Source organism: Vibrio cholerae ATCC 14035, from assembly GCF_000621645.1.
Taxonomy (GTDB): Bacteria; Pseudomonadota; Gammaproteobacteria; order Enterobacterales; family Vibrionaceae; genus Vibrio; species Vibrio cholerae.
On sequence record NZ_JHXR01000002.1, the window covers coordinates 312,674 to 332,157 of the forward strand.

The following is a 19,484-nucleotide window of genomic DNA, read 5'->3' on the forward strand; positions in this document are numbered from 1 at the left end:
CCCTCGTTATATGCTTTCGGCAGTGGTGCTTAAGCGCAGCGCCTCAACGTCGAACAGCGCATCAATATCAATAAGAACAAGATGTTTGCTTTTCACTGCCGCAATTCCTTTCACGTATTGGTTGCCGATCACAGTGGAAATACTGGGCGCATGTTTGATCTCTTGCTCAGACAAGGCATACACCTCAGCGACCGCATCCACAATCAGCCCCAACGGCTGCTGATTCGCCGCATTAATCACCACCACCACTGTGGTGGCGTTAATTTCAACCGGTACTAAGCCTAAGCGACGCTTCAGATCGACAATCGGAATGTACTCGCCACGAATATCCAACAAGCCAATCACAAACGGTGGCGCATTAGGCAGGATGCGCACAGGACTCCATCCACGCACTTCACGCACTTCCAGAATCGGGATGCCGTACTCTTCATCATCTAAAACGAAACTGAGAAATTCACGCTGCATCATGCTTGTCCCTCATTAAGGATTCGGTCCATATCCAGCAATGCATCACTGTCTAGCAAAGACATCACCTCATCCCCGACATTCAAAATGCCACTTAAAAAAGGCACCACCATGCTCTCACCGATTGCCGGATGCAGCGGCATATCGCCTTGGCCAATCACATCGCTGACGGAATCAACCACTAAACCCATCAGGCGTTTTTGCTCTTGTTCGCGAGCACTCAAGATCAAGACAACCGTTGTTGGCAAATACTCGTATTGGGTGAGTCCAAAGCGTTGACGTAAATCGATAATGGGAACAATCATGCCGCGCAGGTTAATCACGCCTTTAACAAAATGCGGCGCTCTCGGGATCGGCGTAGGTTTTTCCCAAACGCGGATCTCTTCGACATGAGATAAGGTCACCCCGTAAAGCTCAGTTCCGAGCATAAAACTTAAAAAATCTGCGCCCCCAGTCAGCCCCATATCCATCGACAAGATTGGCTCAAGAGCGGCACTGGATGATGTGGTCAAATTCGCTGAATTCATACCTGCTCCTATGCCGCTTTGCCTTTGGTCGTGGAAGATGAACTGCGCTTCATAAAGTGGGCGATCAAGCCAGGAATATCGAGGATCAAAGAGACGGAGCCGTCACCCAAAATCGTGGCTCCTGAGATCCCAGCCACTTTCGCATAATTGGATTCTAGGCTTTTGATCACCACTTGCTGCTGATCAAGCAGATCATCCACCAGCAAACCTACCCTATGTCCTGCTGATTCGACAAAACAGATCAAGCGCTTCTCTAAACTGCCACTGCGCCCCATCGCAAGCTCATCTTGCAAACGTAAAATCGGGATATTTTCTTCGCGCAATCGGTAGAGTTCGATCCCGCCTGCCGCATGTTTGACACTGGCAGTGTTGATCTGAATCGATTCGACAATCGTCAGTAGCGGGATGACGTAGACCTGATCGGCCACTTTGACCAGTTGACCATCCAAAATCGCCAGTGTCAGAGGCAGACTGATGGTAAAACGGCTTCCTCGACCTAATTCTGAATCGACTTCAATCTGTCCACCGAGCTCTTCAATGTTGCGTCTCACCACATCCATACCGACACCACGGCCTGAGATGTCTGAGACTTGCTCGGCGGTAGAAAACCCGGGCGCAAAAATTAAATTGATGATCTGTTTATCGGTCAGATCACTACGTTGGGTCTGAGGCTCTAACACCCCCTTTTCCACCGCTTTGCGCCAAAGCTTGTCGCAATCAATCCCTGCCCCATCGTCACTGATTTCGACAATGATCGAGCCACCTTGATGAAAGGCTTTTAACGTGATCACTCCCGTTTCAGGCTTACCTTTGGCAAGGCGGACATCCGGCATTTCAACACCATGATCGATACCGTTGCGCACCAAATGCACGAGAGGATCCACAATCCGTTCGAGCACAGTTTTATCCAGCTCCGTTTGTTCACCTTGGATTTGTAAATCGACTTTTTTCCCCAAACGACCACACAAATCCCGAACTAAACGGGGAAAACGACTAAACGCAAAACTCATCGGTAGCATGCGAATATTGAGTACGTTTTCTTGCAGATCTTTACTGTTTTGCAGCAGCTGCGCTAAACCGGCTTTTAACTTGTCCAATTTGTCCATTGAAAAGTCATTACCGAGTTCGGTGAGCATGGATTGGGTAATCACTAACTCGCCGACCAAATTAATCAGGTTATCGACTTTCTCGATATCGACGCGGATAGAGGAGACACTTGAGTCGGTTTTCGCAGGCTTGTTAGTCGCGGACTCTTTGGGGTTAGCGATGACAGGAGCGACAGTTGCAACCGGCGGTTCTACCGCAGGTAAGTCAACGATGGCAACAGGCTCGACCTGAGTTTGGGGATTGCTTTGAAGCGTCGCTGCAGGAGCAGCCTGCTCATCCTCTACATGAGCGCTAGCCTCGTCACTGAGTATTGGGGCGATGTGCAAATCACACTCATCTTCAACCCAGTCGAACAGCTCACGCACATCGTTTTCCGACACATCTCCTGTTAACCGGATCGTCCAACTCAGATAACAGAGTTCAGGATCGATTTCAGCTAACTCTGGTAGAGCTTGATGGTCTAGCTCTATTTGATATTCAGAACCTAACTCACGCAGCTCACGTAAGATACGCAGCGGGTCATTACCGCTATAAAACAGTGTTTCATGAGGAACAAAACGGATGCGCCAGCCTTGTGCCGTCGCATCTGGGATTGCAATAGCATCGGCGTGCGTATTCGATGTGTGCGTATTGGATGATACGGGCTGCGCTTGACTCATTACCCTATCGGCTCCCTGATCCGCTAACAAGGCTTGCAGTTCAGCCCCGACTTGCTGTTTCAAGGCTTCGTCAATCGCTGTCTCTTGTTCCCGACTATCCAACATGTTGCGTATGACATCGCAGCTTTTGAGCAAAGTATCAACACCTTGTGCGGTGAGCTGCTTTTTCTGGTTGCGGATTAAATCGAGGTAGGTTTCGACCGCATGGGTAAATTCGCTGATCTCATGCAAATTGAAGGTGCCGGCTCCCCCTTTGATCGAGTGAGCCGCACGAAAAATCGTATTGAGTACCTCAAGATCGACCTGAGAAGGATCCAGTTGCAACAGTTCCCCTTCCAAAGTCTCAAGATTTTCACGGCATTCAACATGAAAAATCTTGCGCAGTTGTTCCATATCTAAAGCCATAACTCACCCGCCCACTGACTAGTTTTGATTCTTTTAGAGTTCAGCTTTTTACAAAACGCGCTGCAAAGTTTTTAGCAGGGTTTCTGGGTTGAAGGGTTTGACTAGCCATCCTGTTGCACCGACTGCTTTGCCCTCTTGTTTTTTTTCTGGGCTGGTTTCGGTGGTTAACATCAAAATGGGAGTAAACTTATACTGGCTTTGCATACGCACCGCTTTTACAAACTCAAAACCTGTCATCACTGGCATGTTGACATCAGAGATGATGACGTCAAAACGCGCCTTCTGCGCTTTGGCTAAAGCTTCACGCCCGTCGGCTGCCGTTTCAACCTCATAACCCGCGTCTTGCAAAGTATGAGAAACCATTTGTCGAATCGAAATTGAATCATCTACTGCCAAAACTTTTGCCATAGTGTTTCCCTCATTCACTCTTTAGCTGCATCAGGTCTGCCATCCCCAGCAGGGCAAGTCCTTCAGCTAACACGTCAGATAATTGTTCAAAATGGATCTGCTGCCCATTGTGCTGTGCGGTGATAAATAAGGAAGCCAATAGTTGAACACCCGCGGCATCCACCCGAGCAACGGCGCTACCATCAATCACTATCGGTGCTTCTTGGCTCATCCACGGCAAAAGCTGCTGCTTGCACTCTTGTACATGCGCAATGTCCAGAACTTCATTCAGTATCAACATGGAAATCCAAACCTTTAAGATGAAATGAATAGTCAACCATTTTCCTACTTCCCATTTTTGAGTTTAGGAGGGATTAGCCAATTATCAAATGCAGCAAGAATATCTCTCACCAAAGTCGTCGTGTGCTCTGCCTGCAGTAATCGACAAATACCAGTGGATCCCGAGTTTCAAGATTGTTTATTTTTTCAACCAGACACATATAGACATGATTTTTATTCTCATGCTTTAATTAATTGTTATGTTATAACATTTTAATTAAGGACATTTTGATGAAAAAAAGGTTGTTCGGTTTGATTTTAGCGCTAGGAGGTGCAGGGATTTGGTTGACGAAAACGGAGCCTGCACCGAGTTCGCTGGAGATTTCAGGCCCCTTTGAGTTTAACAGCCAAGATTTAGCCAAGGACGGATTCCTGTTTTCGCGTCTACAAGTGGTTGAATCCTTGGTTGGCATCAATGAGAACTCACAACCATACCCTTTGCTGGCAAAAAGCTGGACGGTAAGTGATGATGGATTAGTGTGGCGTTTCCAAATACGTCCTGAAGTACAATTTCACGATGGCAGCCAATTGACGGCACAAGCGGCGGCGACGGCTCTTAATCATGCGCTAGGTAAGCCGGGAGTAATAAAACAAGTACCGATCAAGGCGATTACCGCGCAAAACGATCAAGTGGTGATTGAACTTAACACTGTCTATCGCCCGCTCGCAGCGGTGCTTGCTCACTACTCGCTCGCGATTGCCTCCCCCAGCTCTTATGATGCCAGTGGTAACGTGATTCGGCTCTTAGGCACGGGGCCTTATCAAATCGCACAGTTGCAAGCGCCTCATAAAGCCAGTGTTATCCGCTTTAACGCTTATTGGGGTAAACCCGCCAGTATCGAAACCATCAATTATCTGGCAGGCCATCGCTCAGAAAGCCGCGCTTTGTTAGCACAAACTGGGCAAGCCGATCTGGTCTACACCCTTGACCCTATTAGCATTCCGAGTTTACAACAGAGCCACAATCTGGATCTCTACATTGAGTCGATGCCGCGTACAGTTCTGATCAAACTCAATAACGAACACCCTTTGCTTAATCACGCCGATGTTCGTCAAGCAATCAGTTTGGCAATCAATCGTGAAGGTATTGCTCAATCGGTACTTAAGTTACCGGGATCAGAAGCGCATCAACTCTTTTCTCCCGCACTCGGAGCTTGGCACTTAGCAGACAAAACACAGCCGCAGCGTCATTTAGCGACCGCGCAAACCCTGCTAGCCAATCAAGGCTGGACGCTCAATGACCAAGGTTTACTGGAGCGAGAAGGCCAAGCGTTCCGAGTTCAATTGCTGACTTATGCTGATCGCCCTGAACTACCTTTGATCGCCACCGCGCTACAAGCCCAGCTCAAAGAGATTGGTATTCAAGTGGATATTGCGATCGATAACTCAAGTGCCATCCCCGCCAAACATCATGATGGCACCCTAGAAATGGCCTTGATTGCCCGCAACTTCGGTACTATTGCCGATCCTCTGCCACTGCTTTTGAGTGATTTTGCAACGCATCAAGGATCGGATTGGGGCCCAACCAATTGGTCATCACCTCAGTTTAGCCAACTGCTGGCTGAGCTTTCGACCGAATCAGACAATGCGCGTTATCAGCAATTGGCCGCCCAAGCCTCTCAATTACTGGCCGATGAGATGCCGCTCATCCCTGTGACTTATTACCGCCAGATTGTGTCGGTCAATAAACGAGTCGCTGGATTTTCGTTTGATCCCTTTGAAATTAACTACCGCGTCGCGCAGATGAGTTTCAATGACTAAGATTCTTGTTCACCGTTTTTACCAGGCCCTCTTTGTGGCCTGGTCCGTCGGCACACTGACCTTTATTTTGATGCGCTTTATTCCGGGTGATGTGGCTTATCGCATTGCAGCAGGTCGCTATGGCTATGATTATGTCAATGCCGACGCCGCACTTGCAGTGCGTGCTGAGCTAGGGCTGGATCGCTCCGCTTTTGAGCTTTACTTGCAATGGCTATGGGATTTACTGCATCTTAATTTAGGCCATTCTCTGGTCAGCAGTGAACCCGTCATTCATGCGATTATGCATAATCTCGGACACAGCCTTTTACTTGCAGGCGCTGCAACACTGCTCTCGCTGTTTATCGCGATCCCAATTGGGGTCTATTGCGGTAAACGTACCGATCGGTGGGCAGATAACCTTGCCCTGCTCACCTCAATCATGATTAAAGCGCAGCCAGTATTTTTGATTGGTCTGGGGCTTGTCATCCTGTTTGCTTTACAACTGAATTGGTTGCCTGTTGCTGGATTTGGTCATCCCAAATTCCTTATTCTGCCTGCGCTGGCTTTAGCGCTGGGTATGGCAGCGATGTCGAGTCGCATGATCCGTAATGCCACTGCTCAAGTGTTGCAATCCCCCTATTACGCTTTCGCGCGTTTGAAAGGTTTGAATCACGAGCAAGCCTTTACGCGCCACGCACAGCGTAATATCGCCCTTCCTGTTATGGCGTTTGTCGGCATTCAGGCGGTGAGCTTAGTAGAAGGGATAGTGATGATTGAATCGCTGTTCTCTTGGCCCGGTGTGGGACATGCCTTGTCACATGCGATTTTCCAACGCGATATTCCAATGATCCAAGGCTCTGCACTGGTGATGGGATTATTGTTTGTCGCGCTCAATACGCTGGTCGACTTAGTCCAATACGCATTAGACCCTCGCCTACGTTTAAGCCGACATGTTCAACCAGAGGCCTAACATGAAACTGCACTTATCGAAACCACAATGGCTTGGGGTGAGCCTGCTGATTTTGCTCGTGATGCTCGTGCTGATCGAACATCTGCTGTATGGCGGCGATCCGGCCAAACAAGATCTCAATCGCGCTTTAGCCGCCCCCAGTTGGGGTGAACCGCTGGGTACCGATCACTATGGGCGCAGTAACTTCGCACGTTTAAGCTCTGCAATTGCGACCTCGTTAACCATGGCCGTCGCTTGCGTAAGCAGTTCCGCGTTACTGGGGTTAGTCACTGGCGTGGTCGCAGCATGGAAACGCGGTTGGTGGGATAGAGGCTTTTCTTGGCTACTCAACATGTTGCTGGCCATGCCCGGTTTAATCTTGGTGTTACTGTTTGGCGCTATGGTACCGGGCTCTTTTTTCATCCTCTATCTCGCTATTGCCTTAATGTTATGGGTGGAATTTTTCCGCGTAGTGCGCAGCAAAACCCTCTCATTACTTGAACAGCCACAAATTGAAGCCTCACGATTGTATGGCTTCAATGCTTGGTATCTATTTCGCCGACATCTTTGGCCTGAGCTAAGGGAAGATCTCTTCACGCTGGCCTGTTTTGGTGCGGGTAACGCGATTTTAGCGCTCGCCTCCATCGGCTTTCTTTATGTTGGACTTAAGCCACCCCAAGCGGAATTAGGCATGATGATGGTGGAGCTCTTTCGCTACTATCACCAAGCCCTTTGGGTACTCGCCCAACCCATCTTAGTGGTATTTATTTTAGTGTTAAGTTTTCAAATGCTGGCCAAAGGAAAAATATCGTGACCGCGCTCCTCTCTGTACAACAACTCGCGATTTCTACTGCGCAAGAAACCTTAGTTGAAAGCTTGTCCTTTGAACTGCATGCTCACCAAGCGCTGACGATATTAGGTGAAACGGGATCAGGCAAAAGCTTGTTGGCGAACGCGATTATTGGCAATTTGCCCGCTGGGCTGCGTAGCCAAGGTAAGATTGCGTTATTTGGCCAATATCAACATCAGCGAACTCAAGCAGAACGTGAAGCGCTATGGGGAAAACAACTTGCCGTCTTGCCCCAAGAGCCTTGGCATGCACTCAACCCAATCATGCGCGCGGGCGAACAAGTGGCGGAGGTGCATCGCTTGGTGATGGGCAATCACGCCGCTAGCGCAGCATTAACCGACTCCGCTTTTCAGCAAGTGGCACTTCATCAGGATCTGAGCAAGTACCCACATCAGCTCTCTGGCGGCATGGCGCAACGCGTCGCCTATTTGTGTGCCACCCAAACGCAGGCACCTTTGCTTATCGCCGATGAACCAACCAAAGGTTTAGATGCCAGCCGCCGCGATCAAATCATTGCCTTATTGCAAGCACAATTAACTCGTGGTGCGTTGTTAACCATCACTCACGATATCGAAGTTGCCGAAAAGCTCGGTGGAACCATCATTGTGATGCGCAAAGGTGTTATTCAAGAGCAAGGGCCAGCCCAACAAGTGCTGAGTCATCCTCAATCAGATTACACCAAGGCGCTGATTAACGCTGACCCCAGATATTGGCCAACCACACCGCAGAGTAAAACAGGAGAGCCCCTGTTGACCGTGGACAATATCGCCATGCATCGCGGGGAGAAGTGCTTGTTTGATTCGCTGAGTTTCACCCTCAGCGCCGGAGAAATTCTTGGCATCAGTGGTGATAGCGGCTGCGGGAAATCTACTCTTGCCGATCTATTACTCGGGTTACTTAAACCCAGCCAAGGCCGTATTCATCGCCTACAAGCGATCCCTCTCGGTAAGGCACTGAAACTCTATCAAGATCCGCCTAGCGCCTTGGCGAAAAGCGTCACTTTACAGACACTATTGGAAGATGTGTGTCGTCAGCATTCGGTCGAACGCAGCCAAATTCCTCGTTTACTGGAACGCCTCGCTTTGTCACCCAACTTACTGTCACGCAAAGCCAATCAAGTTTCAGGCGGAGAATTACAACGTTTTGCGATTCTGCGCGCTTTACTGACGCGGCCAACACTCTTAGTCGCCGATGAGCCCACCTCGAGACTTGACCCCATCACGGCAGCCAGTACCTTGCAGTTAATCATCGAGTTAACTCAAGAGATCGGCTGCGCTTTGGTCTTGATCAGTCACGACAAGCTCGCCCTTGAGAAAACCTGCCATCGTGTACTCTCTTTGTAAGACGAGTCTTGTCATTCATGGGGCCGAATGGCCTCATGAATTCGTTTGTTTCACCCTCGTTTACAGTGTAAATACGATTACCCCAAGCAACTTAAAGTGGCTGATAAGCAGCAAATAGGAAGGGATACACAGTCAATGGTGCAGGTAAACCGATAATCCACATGGATTAACCCTTTGGTTTATCTCATACCGTTTTCTTAAGCGAGTATTAAGAAACCCCATTTATAAATGGCTTAACGTTCACAGAATTTAGCGTGGTCATCATGCCGACATTCAACATTAAGCCATTCTCCTATCTCCAATTAGTCTTTTTGCTGGCAGCCTATTTTGCGCTGCCACTCAATCTTCCGGTTTACGCTCAATTAGCGCATATTTTCAACCAATCTACGTCCCTTGATTGGGGATTCGCCCTCTCTATTCCGTTATTTTTCCTGTTTGCACTGAATTTTATCTTCCAGATTTTCAGTTGGCCTTACTTGTTCAAGCCTTTTTTGCTGTGTTACTTGTGCTGTCGGCCTTAATCAGCTTCGCTGGCTTTCAATACGGTGTGATTGTCGATCAAGATATGTTAGTGAATGTGTTGGAAACCGACCGCGGCGAAGCGGGATCTTATCTCACAATCTACTCTGTACTTTGGTTGCTCGGGTTTGGCCTCGTGCCTGCGCTAGCTCTGCTTTTTACCCCAATCCGCCCAGAAAAAAGTGCCCTGCGTTTTTTGATGAAAAAGGGGCTATCCATGCTGGTTTCCGTTGTCGTGATTGGCGTGATCGCTGGGCTTTATTATCAGAATTACTCGTCCGTTGGACGCAACAACAGCTCACTCAAAAAAATGATCATCCCGACCCATTTTCTCTACAGCAGTTTTGGGTTAGTCAAACAGCGCTATTTCACGGAACCAATGGTGTATCAGGAGATCGGTCAGGATGCGCAGCAAAAGCCAAGCGCCGTTCGTCAGGCAACCCAAAAGCCGACCTTAGTGTTTTTTGTGTTAGGTGAAACTGCACGAGTACAAAACTACCAATACTTGGGTTATCCGCGTGATACCAATGCTTATACCGCCCCTTTCCAGCCGATCTTTTTTAAAGATGTGGCGAGTTGCGGTACAGCAACCGCCGTTTCAGTGCCTTGTATGTTCTCCAACATGAATCGCCAAAATTTTGATCGCTCTCGGGCGGACAACCAAGACAATGTGCTGGATATTCTGCAGCGTGCGGGCATCAGTCTGCTCTGGAAGGAAAATGACGGTGGCGATAAAAATGTCGCGAAGAATATCCCGCTTAAAGAGTTAGCTAGAGATAACCGAGAAGGGATTTGCGATGGCGACACCTGTTACGACATTGCGATGTTAGAGAATTTAGATCAGGAGATCGCCACGCAGCAGGGCAACCGAATGATTTTCATGCATTTCATCGGTAGCCACGGCCCCACTTACTTTAAACGTTACCCAAAAGAGATGGCAGTTTACCAGCCTGACTGCCCAAGAGCAGATATTGAAAACTGTAGCGTCGAGCAGATCGTAAACACGTATGACAACACCATTCGCTACAGCGACTATGTGATGTCGCAGCTCCTCGCTAAGCTCGATTCACTGCAAGACCGATATAATACCGCGCTGATTTATATCTCCGATCATGGTGAATCATTAGGTGAAAATGGCCTGTTTTTGCATGGTATGCCCTATAGCCTAGCGCCTGAGTACCAGACTCGAGTCCCTCTCCTTATCTGGATGTCCTCTGGGTTTAGCCAAAGTAAAGGGATTGATGTTGAATGCCTGCGCAGCAACAGTGAATTACCTTATGCGCACCAGAATCTGTTTCACTCACTGCTCGGCGTGATGGATGTATCAACCAAAGCGTACCAAGCCAATTTGGATCTGTTTGCGAAGTGTAGAACCAGCCAATCTTAGCCATACCCAAACAACTTAGCCTTAGGTAGCGGGCAAATGAGTGCATCCCCAAGAGCATAGGCAAGCTCTATGGCTTGGGGTAAACGAACGTAGCCAACACCGCGACAACGTTAAGCAGGAAGGGGATAAAGCCACATGATAAGTTAGGACGTTATTCGCAATTGCGAAAACGAACAACAAAGGTATTACGCTCATCAGTACGTGGCAGCAAGAGCACTTGACCGCCATGAAGCGCTGCAATATCACGACAGATCGACATGCCAAGCCCTGCGCCATCGCCTTTTTGGCTGTTGGCACGGTAGAAGTTATCAAACATTTTTTCACGAGTCAGATCGTCAATCGCGGCCCCAGTATCCGACACACGCACTTCAATCTCACCATCGTGGTCGCTAAGCTCTACCGCTATCTGGCTAGAGTGGCCGGAATAACGAATGGCATTATCCAGCAGATTTTTAAATAAAATGCCCAGGAGTAACTCATCTCCCCATAAACGCGAACTTTCGCCATGAAAACTCAGCTGCTGATCCTGCTTAAAAGCGATAGGTGCTAAATCCGCTATCACTTGTTTAATGACGTTTGCCAGCTCAACCGGCTGTTTCCTTAAGGTTTGTGTACTTTCTACTTTGGCCAGCATTAAGAGCTGATGAATCAATCTATCGGTGCGCTCTATACCTTTGAAAATACGTTCTAAATCTTGCTTTAACTGTTCCTGATTGGTGCTACGCAGGGCATTTTCGGCATTCACTCTTAAAACGGTCAGCGGGGTTTTTAACTCATGTGCCGCCATTCGAGTAAAACGTTTCTCACGCTGCCATGCTTGCTCTAGCTCATTGAGCAGTTGATTCAACGTCTCCACCAAAGGCAAAAGTTCCACCGTAGGTTTTTCGACATAAATTCGATCTAGCTTATGGATGCTGCGCAGAGCAATCGCTGCTTTCAGCGCTTGGATTGGCTGAAAGCTACGTTCAATCAGCACCACCAAAACCACAATCAAGCACAGAATTAAAATTAATTGCGGAAGTGCGGTGGATAAGGCGATCTCATTAATCGCTTCATCACGAATGCTTTGCTTTTCTGCAACCAAAACATACTGTTTACCCTTTTCTTGATCAGGGAGACTCAACTGGAAATAACGCCAGCTTTCGCCGTTGAGCGTGATATCACTAAAACCATTCGCATCACGGCCAAGACTCAGCGCAGGCAAATGAGTATCAGAGCTAAAGAGAAGATCGCCCTCTCGATAAAACTGGAATAATAAATACTGTTCATACGGGTGGCCAAAGAGCGTGGCGACATCATCGTTGGCTTTGGAAAGGCGCTGAATATGCTGCATCCACAGATTGAACTGCTCATGCTGATTACGATCTGCAAATTCATTGGCCGAAACAGAAGTGGCGATCAGTAATAATTTGGCGGACTGCCCAAGACGGGCATCGTACACTTCTCCCACTTCATGTTGGGCGTTGGAATAACTGAACCCAAACGAGACCAGCATCAAACCGGTACTCAGCAAAACAGAAGTCAGGGTAAGTCGGCGTTTAATGGAAAAGAGAGGTTTATTTTTCAATCATGTACCCCACACCTCGTACATTTTTAACCAGATTATCCGGCAATTTTTTGCGCAGATTATGAATATGTACTTCGATTGCGTTATCACTGCTGCCTTCATCCCAGCCGTGCAGTGCTTGCTGCAAAAGCTCTTTACTCATCACTCTTCCCGCTTGGGTCATCAAACTGGCGAGGATTTTGTACTCATTTCGCGTTAATTTCAGAGCTTGCTGAGCGTAGTAGATTTCTTGTTTAGAGAGCGAAAGGTCAAGTTCCCCAACGGAGATGAGCTCCTCTGCGCTCCCTGAGCTACGACGAATGATCAAGCGTAAACGTGCGAGCAGCTCTTCGAGCGCAAACGGCTTACCTATGTACTCATCTGCACCGCCATCCAACCCTTTGACCCGATCACTGATATCATCCCGTGCCGTGAGTATCATGACAGGCAATGTATAACCCGCTCGCCGAATTTGGCGCAGGACTTCCAAGCCATCCATATCTGGCAAGGTGAGGTCCAAAATCAGTGCCGTAAATTGCTCGGTTTTCAGGGCGGTCACGACGCCACCACCCCGCTCCAGCCAGTCAACCGTATAGCCTTGTCGGCTTAACGCTACTTGCATTGATTCACCGAGCAACGTGTCATCTTCAACTAATAGTAAACGCATAAGGTTACTTGATGCTCTCCAATAAGTGCGCAATCTCTTCCTGACGTCCCGCATCCGCAATTTCTCGTTTCGGTCTTGCGGGTGCATGCTGAGCTTGCAGTAAATAGCGCTTTGCCTCTGCGCTACGGCCTTCTTGTAGCAAAAAATCTCCGTAGAAATAGTTGGCATCAATGCCATTGGGATTCACGGTCAAGGCTTGTTTAAGCAGCTGCTCTGCTTTTTCTTTATCCCCAAAGGCGACAGGCCAACCCGGCACTTTATAGTATAGCGTGCCCAAACTGGTCAACGCGGAGCCTTCCAGAGTATTTGGCGCTTGCGCGATGACCTCTTCAAATAAACTTTTGGCCTCTTTCACCAGCGATAAAGCCCCCAATCCGCCCCTCACTCCCGCTAAAGAAGATTGGTTGATGGCCAGCCACACTTTCAACTCGGGGTTATCGCCCGAAATCGTTAACTCCAGTCGATTACGCGCGATCGTGCGTTCAAAACAGCGCTCTTGCTCCTTAGCAGAAGCGGTACGGTATTGGCATTTTGCCCAATCCGTTTGCACTTGTTCTAAAGGCGTAATCGCGTAACTTGAGTGGGCATACCCGAGCAACAGTGCGCTAAGACTCATCCATTTAAGCATAATGTTCATAAACTCTTCTCCTTGAATTATCACGCTTTAGCGATTTAAAAATGACAATAAGACGGGTTGTTGCTTTCTAATTGCCCGAGAAACCAAGCTCGGCAGTAGTTGGTTAAGACGCACCAGAAGTTTCTCCGGCCAACCGATCCACATGACGTTTTGCTCCGTTTCAATCATTTTGGCCACCTGCGCAGCAACCAAGGAAGGCTCATCACTGCGATTCCCCAGTGCTCGATTGAGCTGTTGAACGGCCTCACTGTTGAGCGAAGTATTGGTGGCTCGTGGCGCTAAATAGAGCACTTTCATTCCCGTCCCCGCGAGCTCTCGGTTCATCGCTTCGCTAAAACGGTGCAATCCCGCTTTCGCGGCACAATAGCTGGCATAGCCCGGATACCCTATCGCCCCGAGACTGGAACCAATATTGATGACCATCTGCGGTTTACGGCTCCATTGCAAAACATGGTGCATGATTTGGATTGGCGTCATTAAATTCAGAGCTAACTCACGCTGCACCGACTCCATCGAACGACGCGCCAACAAACAGAACTGATTGGTCCCTGCATTATTGATCACGACGGCGATGCGCTGCTGGGCGCGGTTTAATTCTTCCACCAAAGCCTGCAGTTGCTCCATTCCCGCTTCACTGGTTAAATCTGCGCTCACAACCCGATGCAGCTCAGGCTTGGGGAGTGATTGACGCAATGCTTCAAGTTTTTGCGCATCACGCGCTAACAAGATTAACCGCGCACCACGCGCCGCTAAAGTATGGGCGATAGGCTCGCCAATGCCACCTGAAGCGCCCGTTAACAACACATATTGTTGATGAATGTCCATAAACGCCTCCTAAGCTGCCTGTTGCTGGGTCTGGGGCAGTAATTCACGCAACATCTGCCCATACAGATAAAACACCTGATTCGCCGAGTGGATAATCGCTTGCTGATCCTCTTCCGCGGTAATTTTGTCCATTAAGGATTCGAAGAAGCGAATGTGGTCTTGATCCAGTTCACTGTGTGAGGTGAGATAGCTCATGGCTTTAGCAGGTAAATTGAGCTGCTGTTTGACCAAGCGCGCTATGTTGCCGCCCACGCCCACACTCGTCCCTTCGAGCACCCAGACCATACCAAACAACGCGAGCGGATTGGCGCGATCAATCTGGTGGTAAAGATAAGCGACCATCAATTCAATCGGTGTACTGACTTGCCCCACCCCTTGGTTATTTCGCACCGCTTGAGCATCACCACCACAAACTCGAATATCATTGAGGATCCATTCTTGGTGACCTTTCTCCTCATCGATATAGTCGGCAATGGCAATGCGCACCCACTCATAACGATCACTCAATCGTCCCCCACACGCCATTAACAGTGGTACGGTATGTTTGACGTGATGGTAGGCTTGGGTCAAAAAGCTTAAGTACATGTCAAGCGTGATCTCGCCGCGAGCACAAGCTGCAAATACTGGAGCTTGTAACATCTGTTGCTGAGCCGCTTGCGTCTCTTTTTGTAAACGTTGAAAAAATCCTGTCATGAGAGTTCTCCTCATCGTGAGCCTCAAAGAGGCCCGAACGACTTACCGTGAAATGTCGCCAATACCGCTACCGCTTCTTGCCGGAAGGGGATACAGGTATTGCCAATTGAGGTCGGGCGCATTACGCACTCGACGAAAAGTGTGCTGCGCGTTCTCAATCAACGCTCGCTTGGGTCGGCCATTGGCCGTCAACCAAGCCTGCCATGCGCTCGGCTGATTGACGAAAAGCAGTTGTTGGATCTGTGCGTAGTCGGGTAACTGATGATTTATTTGTTGCACACGTTGCTCCAGATCGGGCATTAGGCGATCAATCACAGCCACTAACCCCACCTCATCATCGCCGACCACCACGAAACGGCATTGCGGTAACCAAACTTGCGCGTGAGACTCAATCCATTCCGGTGCGATGTTGCGCCCAAACGGAGTAATGATGAGATTTTTTTTGCGCCCTACGATACAAAGAAATCCCTGCTCATCGAGTGTCGCCAGATCACCCGTGGCAAGCCATTCGTCGGTCAATGGCTCGCCGATATAACCCAGCGCACTATTGCCACGAACCCACAATTCACCATCTTCAGCCAATTGGATTTGTAGATGGCTCAGCGGCTTGCCACAACTACCGGGCTGGTCATGTTGCGGTGTATTCATGCTAACCACCGAAGCGCATTCAGAAAGTCCATAGCCTTCATAAGCAGGAATGCCCAGAGCTCGTGCGCTATGGATAAGTTCAGCCGCAACGCGCGCGCCCCCTACCGCCACCCATTGCAGCGACTTCGCCAACTCGGGAGCCTGTTTCACCACCTGAATCAGCGCCATCAATAACGCTGGGGTAAGAACCAAACTGGATGGCTGATAAACGCTCAATACGTTGGCAAACTGAGTGGGAGAAAATTGACTAGAGCCAGACAGCCCTACCGATTCACCAAACAGTACGCTTGAAGTCACCCCGAGCAACAAAGGCACGTAAATTCCTGTGATATTTTCCAGCAGCGTGGCGAGCGGCAACATCACCAAATGCTGCTCAACTTGCGCGCTCATCTGCTCTGCGATGGCCAGCGTAACGCGCTCTAGATTTTCTTCACTCAAACAAACACCTTTCGGGGTGCCTGTTGAGCCAGAGGTGAACGTGATTTTTTGTGTACCCGCCAAAACGCGATTGGGTCTATTCCTCGGTTTATTGCCCTGATAGTGCCAAGCGTCAAAGCCACCGACTGTCAGTGAAGGCGAACCCAACTCAGGCCAATCACCAAGACAGAGTTCAACATTCGCCTCATTCAGTAAATGAGCGACTTGTTCTGATGTAAAAAAGGTCGGGACAGGAACCATAACGATGTGTGACCACATCGCGGCTAAATCGAGCGCAACCCAGTCGACACTGTTTTGTGCACGTAATGCGATGCAGTTTGCGGATAACCGCTGCAGCTGATTAGCGATCAGGTCGACTCGCTCTAACAGTTGAGAATAATTGAGAGCTATCCTCTCTTGCTGAGCGTTATGGCCAACAAAAGCCATTTTCTGCGGTTGGTGCAAGGCATGCTGCTGCAGCGCAGCGAGAATTCGATTCATCTTTCACTACTCACGCTTGCTTTTGATTAAGGTGTAATTGATTGAGATGGGTGCAACCATGCACTAAATTGCCCGCCAAAATACGCGGACGGTGCTGATAGTAAGTTCCCCAGATTTGAGAAGCATTGGGAATACGAGCTGGAGAAGCTTGGGCAATCAAGGTGAGTTGCAGGCCAAAACGACGCATCAGGGCATGCAGAGGATCGGTTGCAGTAAAAATGCACCACTCAAACCCCATGGCGACCAACTGCTGTGCCATCAAACGAAAGTGAAACGCTGAAAGCCCGCGACCAAAAGAAGCAAGATGGCCAAATTCAATCAACTTGCCACGAGGTATCGGACATGCAAAACGTTGTGCAAGAAGACGATCGGCAGGCTCATCGAGATATTGTTCAAGAAACAGCGGCTCTTGCTCTGCAATCCGGTATCCACAGACAGACTTCATGACCTGTTTATCAAGTAGCGCTAAATAAGCAGGCATATAAGCGGTGAGGTGGGCATCAAACGCTTGCTGATAGCGCTCATCAACCAGTTTGATCGCCTCATTCCAACGTGGATGCGTGGGTGTAATGACTTCCAGTGTCAAATCGGCTAGACAAGGTAGAGGTTTCATTGGTGTTTCCCTTTGCTTACTCTGTAAGTCAAAAGTAATCCACCTAACTTAAGAATCCCTTAATATACCGAAACGACTTAAATTAGCAGCTCGCCAGCCAATACGTTCATCCTGATGAGCAGAGACAAGTTCGATGCTTGAGGCAAACCCACCTAGCCAGCACCGCCGCAACGTCAAATAGGTAAAGTATATTTACACTGTAAATTCACAAGCAAAGCCAAGATTTCCGTTCGCACCGCTTGCTCGACTTGCCGCTTCCCACTTAACTGAAACTGCTCGGCACAGGCCGCCCAACTTTTACGCTGCAGAATTTTACTGATCAACAAAGGGGATAGGCTCTCTAGTGATGGAGCCGTTGCCAGTAGCCAAGCATAAAGCCACACCGCCACGCTTTCGTAATTTGCTCCACCTCGCGCGTAACGCTCGATCAATTCTAAAGGGATCAGAGGTTGAGGCAATGCGACAGTGCTAGGTAAAAGCTGTTGGATGATTTGTGGCTCCAACGCTTGTAGAGAATCACTGAGTTCAAAAATCCAATGCGCACTAAACTGCTGTTTGGCTTGCTCCAACCAATCGAGATGCTCTCCGCGCACCATCAAGAGAGAGTAACAACCACTCGCCTGATCTCGATGCGAACCGAGTTTTATTGGTACGAAGTGGTTAGCTAGCCAAAATGGCAACAAATCTTCACTCACCCCGAAGCTGGTGGCGTAATAATCCGCGTGATGCTGCGCAATAAAATGGGTCAACAATTGGCTACCTATACCTTGGCGTTGGCAGTCGGGATGGACGGCAATGCGTAATATTCGCCAACAAGATTGGCGCGCCGCTTGGCTAATTCCTAATTGATTCGCCAAAGTCACGGGGGTTAAATGCCCTTTCGGACGCCGCGTTCCCAGTTGAATCGCCTCAATCGTCGGCGCGTCTAACTCCCCTTCACGGACCGCCAAAACGCAACCGACGCACACCTCTCCTTGATAAGCGACGAACAACGTCATCGCTTCATCTTGCAGTAAAGCAAAGAGATCGTTGGGCGAGGTTTGATAATGCGCATTGACCAAAAGTGCAAACACTTGTGCTAATCGCTCAGGTTGCTCCACACACTCAGGCTGACTGAATAAAGAAAAAGACAGCGGTTCTCTCGCCTGCTCTAGGGCAACTTCAGGCAACTCACTTTGTAGAAGAAATACCTGATTTTGCCACTGTTCCAGCGCATCCCCCGCCGCCCAGCGGATCGGCTGCTCAAGATGCAGTGAGCGCATCTGCGGGCGCTGTACTTGCAACCAACTCTGAAATTTTAGAGAAAAACCGCGCCCACACCCTTCGTAGCCATGAATGGTCGAAGAAAATACTGCGCGGTGATAGCGCTCCACCCAACGTTTTAAAAATGGCAACGGCAGCGCAGCGGCTTCGTCGACCAGCAATAAATCACTCTCAGGTTGAGTGCGCAGTAGCTCATCCGGAGCCATAAAACGTAAGCTTGACTGTGCCGTTTGCACCTCACCGCGCTGGCGATGGGCTTGCGGTAATGTGCGCTGGGCATGCACAAACAGCGGCTCCACGGCAGCCAAAGTAGGTGCAGTCACCACAATATGCATAGAGCGCGATGACATCAGCTCTGCGGCCGCCAATCCCAGTGCGCTGGTTTTTCCACGCCCGCGATCGGCAGTCAGCACTAAAGGACGCTTGCGATGCCCAGTCACGACTTTAATGATGCTGTCGATCGCCAATCTTTGTTCGGTATAAGTTTGTTCGGTATTCGTTCGCGTAACCGAATCCGAATTGGGTAAAGCCGGCACCGTTTGTGGCGTAATCACAAGCAAGCGATGACAAGCGCGCTCTAGCCAGACTCGCGCACAATGGTTGAGCGTAGTCGGTTCGCCAACCACCAACAGTAATCCGCCGCCCACCAAGGTACCCAGCACCGCATTAAAGCTATTGGCATCCCAACCTTGCGTTAAATCTACGATCAGGAGTTGGCATTCTCGCCCTAACCATTGCTGACCTTGGCGATAGTCGACACAAGTCACACCCTCTAGCTCAGTTTGTCCTAACATCAATATCGGTTGTTCGGCAAAGTGCGGAACAAGTGTTTTCAATAAGTGATGCTGCCACTGTGCATCACCACGCAGCCAACAGCCAAAGCGAATCTGTCCTTGCTTGGCGAGCTGCTGAAGTTGCAATAAATAGGTGATTGGCTGAGTCATAACGAGCGATATTCCAAAATGATGCGCCATGTTAGCACAAGCCCAACCGATCG

The 19,484-nt window shown here is 49.2% G+C and carries 17 protein-coding genes and 1 pseudogene; 5 read left to right on the top strand and 13 right to left on the bottom strand.

What is annotated here, in order from left to right; translation table 11 throughout:
* Positions 1-6: 6 nt before the first annotated feature.
* Genes T411_RS0103340 through T411_RS0103360 form a run of 5 tightly spaced genes read right to left on the bottom strand, consistent with a single transcriptional unit; the run spans position 7 to position 3,851 of the window.
* The gene (locus tag T411_RS0103340) at positions 7-468 is read right to left on the bottom strand and encodes a chemotaxis protein CheW (protein WP_000983692.1); all 462 of its coding nucleotides are present in this window, start codon (positions 466-468) and stop codon (positions 7-9) included.
* Positions 465-992, bottom strand: coding sequence for a chemotaxis protein CheW (locus T411_RS0103345; RefSeq protein WP_001083360.1), 528 nt, complete (start codon positions 990-992; stop codon positions 465-467). Before T411_RS0103345 ends, T411_RS0103340 begins: the two co-directional genes overlap by 4 nt.
* A gap of 8 nt (positions 993-1,000) precedes the next feature.
* On the bottom strand, positions 1,001-3,163 hold the full coding sequence (locus tag T411_RS0103350; protein ID WP_001162438.1) for a chemotaxis protein CheA: 2,163 nt from the start codon (positions 3,161-3,163) through the stop codon (positions 1,001-1,003).
* Between the two features lie 48 nt (positions 3,164-3,211).
* A complete protein-coding gene (locus T411_RS0103355) occupies positions 3,212-3,571 on the bottom strand; it encodes a response regulator (protein ID WP_001151341.1) in 360 nt (119 codons plus the stop codon).
* A gap of 10 nt (positions 3,572-3,581) precedes the next feature.
* The gene (locus T411_RS0103360; RefSeq protein ID WP_000906369.1) at positions 3,582-3,851 is read right to left on the bottom strand and encodes an STAS domain-containing protein; all 270 of its coding nucleotides are present in this window, start codon (positions 3,849-3,851) and stop codon (positions 3,582-3,584) included.
* 269 nt (positions 3,852-4,120) lie between these two features.
* On the opposite strand from T411_RS0103360, the gene T411_RS0103370 reads away from it, so the two are divergent.
* From T411_RS0103370 to T411_RS0103390, 5 genes and pseudogenes are all read left to right on the top strand, one after another.
* Positions 4,121-5,650, top strand: a complete 1,530-nt coding sequence (locus T411_RS0103370; RefSeq protein ID WP_000746530.1) for an ABC transporter substrate-binding protein — start codon at positions 4,121-4,123, stop codon at positions 5,648-5,650.
* Positions 5,643-6,599: an ABC transporter permease gene (locus T411_RS0103375; RefSeq protein ID WP_000161523.1), complete on the top strand. Its 957-nt coding sequence runs from the start codon at positions 5,643-5,645 to the stop codon at positions 6,597-6,599. Before T411_RS0103370 ends, T411_RS0103375 begins: the two co-directional genes overlap by 8 nt.
* Position 6,600: 1 nt before the next feature.
* Positions 6,601-7,392, top strand: a complete 792-nt coding sequence (locus T411_RS0103380; protein WP_000766237.1) for an ABC transporter permease — start codon at positions 6,601-6,603, stop codon at positions 7,390-7,392.
* Positions 7,389-8,771 (top strand): ABC transporter ATP-binding protein, encoded by a 1,383-nt coding sequence (locus T411_RS0103385; protein WP_000125956.1) that lies wholly within the window; start codon positions 7,389-7,391, stop codon positions 8,769-8,771. The genes T411_RS0103380 and T411_RS0103385 overlap by 4 nt, the downstream gene beginning before the upstream one ends.
* Positions 8,772-9,034: 263 nt before the next feature.
* Positions 9,035-10,677 (top strand): annotated as a pseudogene (locus tag T411_RS0103390) (phosphoethanolamine transferase).
* A 151-nt stretch (positions 10,678-10,828) separates the two neighbouring features.
* Here T411_RS0103390 and T411_RS0103395 read toward each other — a convergent pair.
* The 8 genes from T411_RS0103395 to T411_RS0103430 all read right to left on the bottom strand — a co-directional run bounded on the left by T411_RS0103395 (position 10,829) and on the right by T411_RS0103430 (position 19,431).
* Entirely contained in the window at positions 10,829-12,172 is a 1,344-nt protein-coding gene (locus tag T411_RS0103395; RefSeq protein ID WP_001909445.1) for a sensor histidine kinase, read from the bottom strand.
* Between the two features lie 61 nt (positions 12,173-12,233).
* The gene (locus T411_RS0103400; protein ID WP_001238038.1) at positions 12,234-12,890 is read right to left on the bottom strand and encodes a response regulator; all 657 of its coding nucleotides are present in this window, start codon (positions 12,888-12,890) and stop codon (positions 12,234-12,236) included.
* A 4-nt stretch (positions 12,891-12,894) separates the two neighbouring features.
* A complete protein-coding gene (locus tag T411_RS0103405; RefSeq protein WP_001024366.1) occupies positions 12,895-13,527 on the bottom strand; it encodes a tetratricopeptide repeat protein in 633 nt (210 codons plus the stop codon).
* Between the two features lie 27 nt (positions 13,528-13,554).
* On the bottom strand, positions 13,555-14,352 hold the full coding sequence (locus T411_RS0103410; protein ID WP_000351197.1) for an SDR family oxidoreductase: 798 nt from the start codon (positions 14,350-14,352) through the stop codon (positions 13,555-13,557).
* A gap of 9 nt (positions 14,353-14,361) precedes the next feature.
* Entirely contained in the window at positions 14,362-15,045 is a 684-nt protein-coding gene (locus T411_RS0103415; RefSeq protein WP_000145529.1) for an iron-containing redox enzyme family protein, read from the bottom strand.
* A gap of 42 nt (positions 15,046-15,087) precedes the next feature.
* Positions 15,088-16,611 carry an AMP-dependent synthetase/ligase gene (locus T411_RS0103420; protein ID WP_001079865.1) on the bottom strand — a complete coding sequence of 508 codons (1,524 nt, stop codon included), beginning with the start codon at positions 16,609-16,611 and terminating at the stop codon, positions 15,088-15,090.
* A gap of 10 nt (positions 16,612-16,621) precedes the next feature.
* The gene (locus T411_RS0103425) at positions 16,622-17,224 is read right to left on the bottom strand and encodes a thermostable hemolysin (protein ID WP_000803562.1); all 603 of its coding nucleotides are present in this window, start codon (positions 17,222-17,224) and stop codon (positions 16,622-16,624) included.
* A gap of 173 nt (positions 17,225-17,397) precedes the next feature.
* The gene (locus T411_RS0103430) at positions 17,398-19,431 is read right to left on the bottom strand and encodes a GNAT family N-acetyltransferase (protein ID WP_001912353.1); all 2,034 of its coding nucleotides are present in this window, start codon (positions 19,429-19,431) and stop codon (positions 17,398-17,400) included.
* Between the last annotated feature and the right edge of the window lie 53 nt (positions 19,432-19,484).

Coding starts and splice junctions, on each gene's coding strand:
- T411_RS0103340 (WP_000983692.1), bottom strand. CDS start 468: ATGATGCAGCGTGAATTTCTCAGTTTCGTTTTAGATGATGAAGAGTAC.
- T411_RS0103345 (WP_001083360.1), bottom strand. CDS start 992: ATGAATTCAGCGAATTTGACCACATCATCCAGTGCCGCTCTTGAGCCA.
- T411_RS0103350 (WP_001162438.1), bottom strand. CDS start 3,163: ATGGCTTTAGATATGGAACAACTGCGCAAGATTTTTCATGTTGAATGC.
- T411_RS0103355 (WP_001151341.1), bottom strand. CDS start 3,571: ATGGCAAAAGTTTTGGCAGTAGATGATTCAATTTCGATTCGACAAATG.
- T411_RS0103360 (WP_000906369.1), bottom strand. CDS start 3,851: ATGTTGATACTGAATGAAGTTCTGGACATTGCGCATGTACAAGAGTGC.
- T411_RS0103370 (WP_000746530.1), top strand. CDS start 4,121: ATGAAAAAAAGGTTGTTCGGTTTGATTTTAGCGCTAGGAGGTGCAGGG.
- T411_RS0103375 (WP_000161523.1), top strand. CDS start 5,643: ATGACTAAGATTCTTGTTCACCGTTTTTACCAGGCCCTCTTTGTGGCC.
- T411_RS0103380 (WP_000766237.1), top strand. CDS start 6,601: ATGAAACTGCACTTATCGAAACCACAATGGCTTGGGGTGAGCCTGCTG.
- T411_RS0103395 (WP_001909445.1), bottom strand. CDS start 12,172: ATGCTGGTCTCGTTTGGGTTCAGTTATTCCAACGCCCAACATGAAGTG.
- T411_RS0103400 (WP_001238038.1), bottom strand. CDS start 12,890: ATGCGTTTACTATTAGTTGAAGATGACACGTTGCTCGGTGAATCAATG.
- T411_RS0103405 (WP_001024366.1), bottom strand. CDS start 13,527: ATGAACATTATGCTTAAATGGATGAGTCTTAGCGCACTGTTGCTCGGG.
- T411_RS0103410 (WP_000351197.1), bottom strand. CDS start 14,352: ATGGACATTCATCAACAATATGTGTTGTTAACGGGCGCTTCAGGTGGC.
- T411_RS0103415 (WP_000145529.1), bottom strand. CDS start 15,045: ATGACAGGATTTTTTCAACGTTTACAAAAAGAGACGCAAGCGGCTCAG.
- T411_RS0103420 (WP_001079865.1), bottom strand. CDS start 16,611: ATGAATCGAATTCTCGCTGCGCTGCAGCAGCATGCCTTGCACCAACCG.
- T411_RS0103425 (WP_000803562.1), bottom strand. CDS start 17,224: ATGAAACCTCTACCTTGTCTAGCCGATTTGACACTGGAAGTCATTACA.
- T411_RS0103430 (WP_001912353.1), bottom strand. CDS start 19,431: ATGACTCAGCCAATCACCTATTTATTGCAACTTCAGCAGCTCGCCAAG.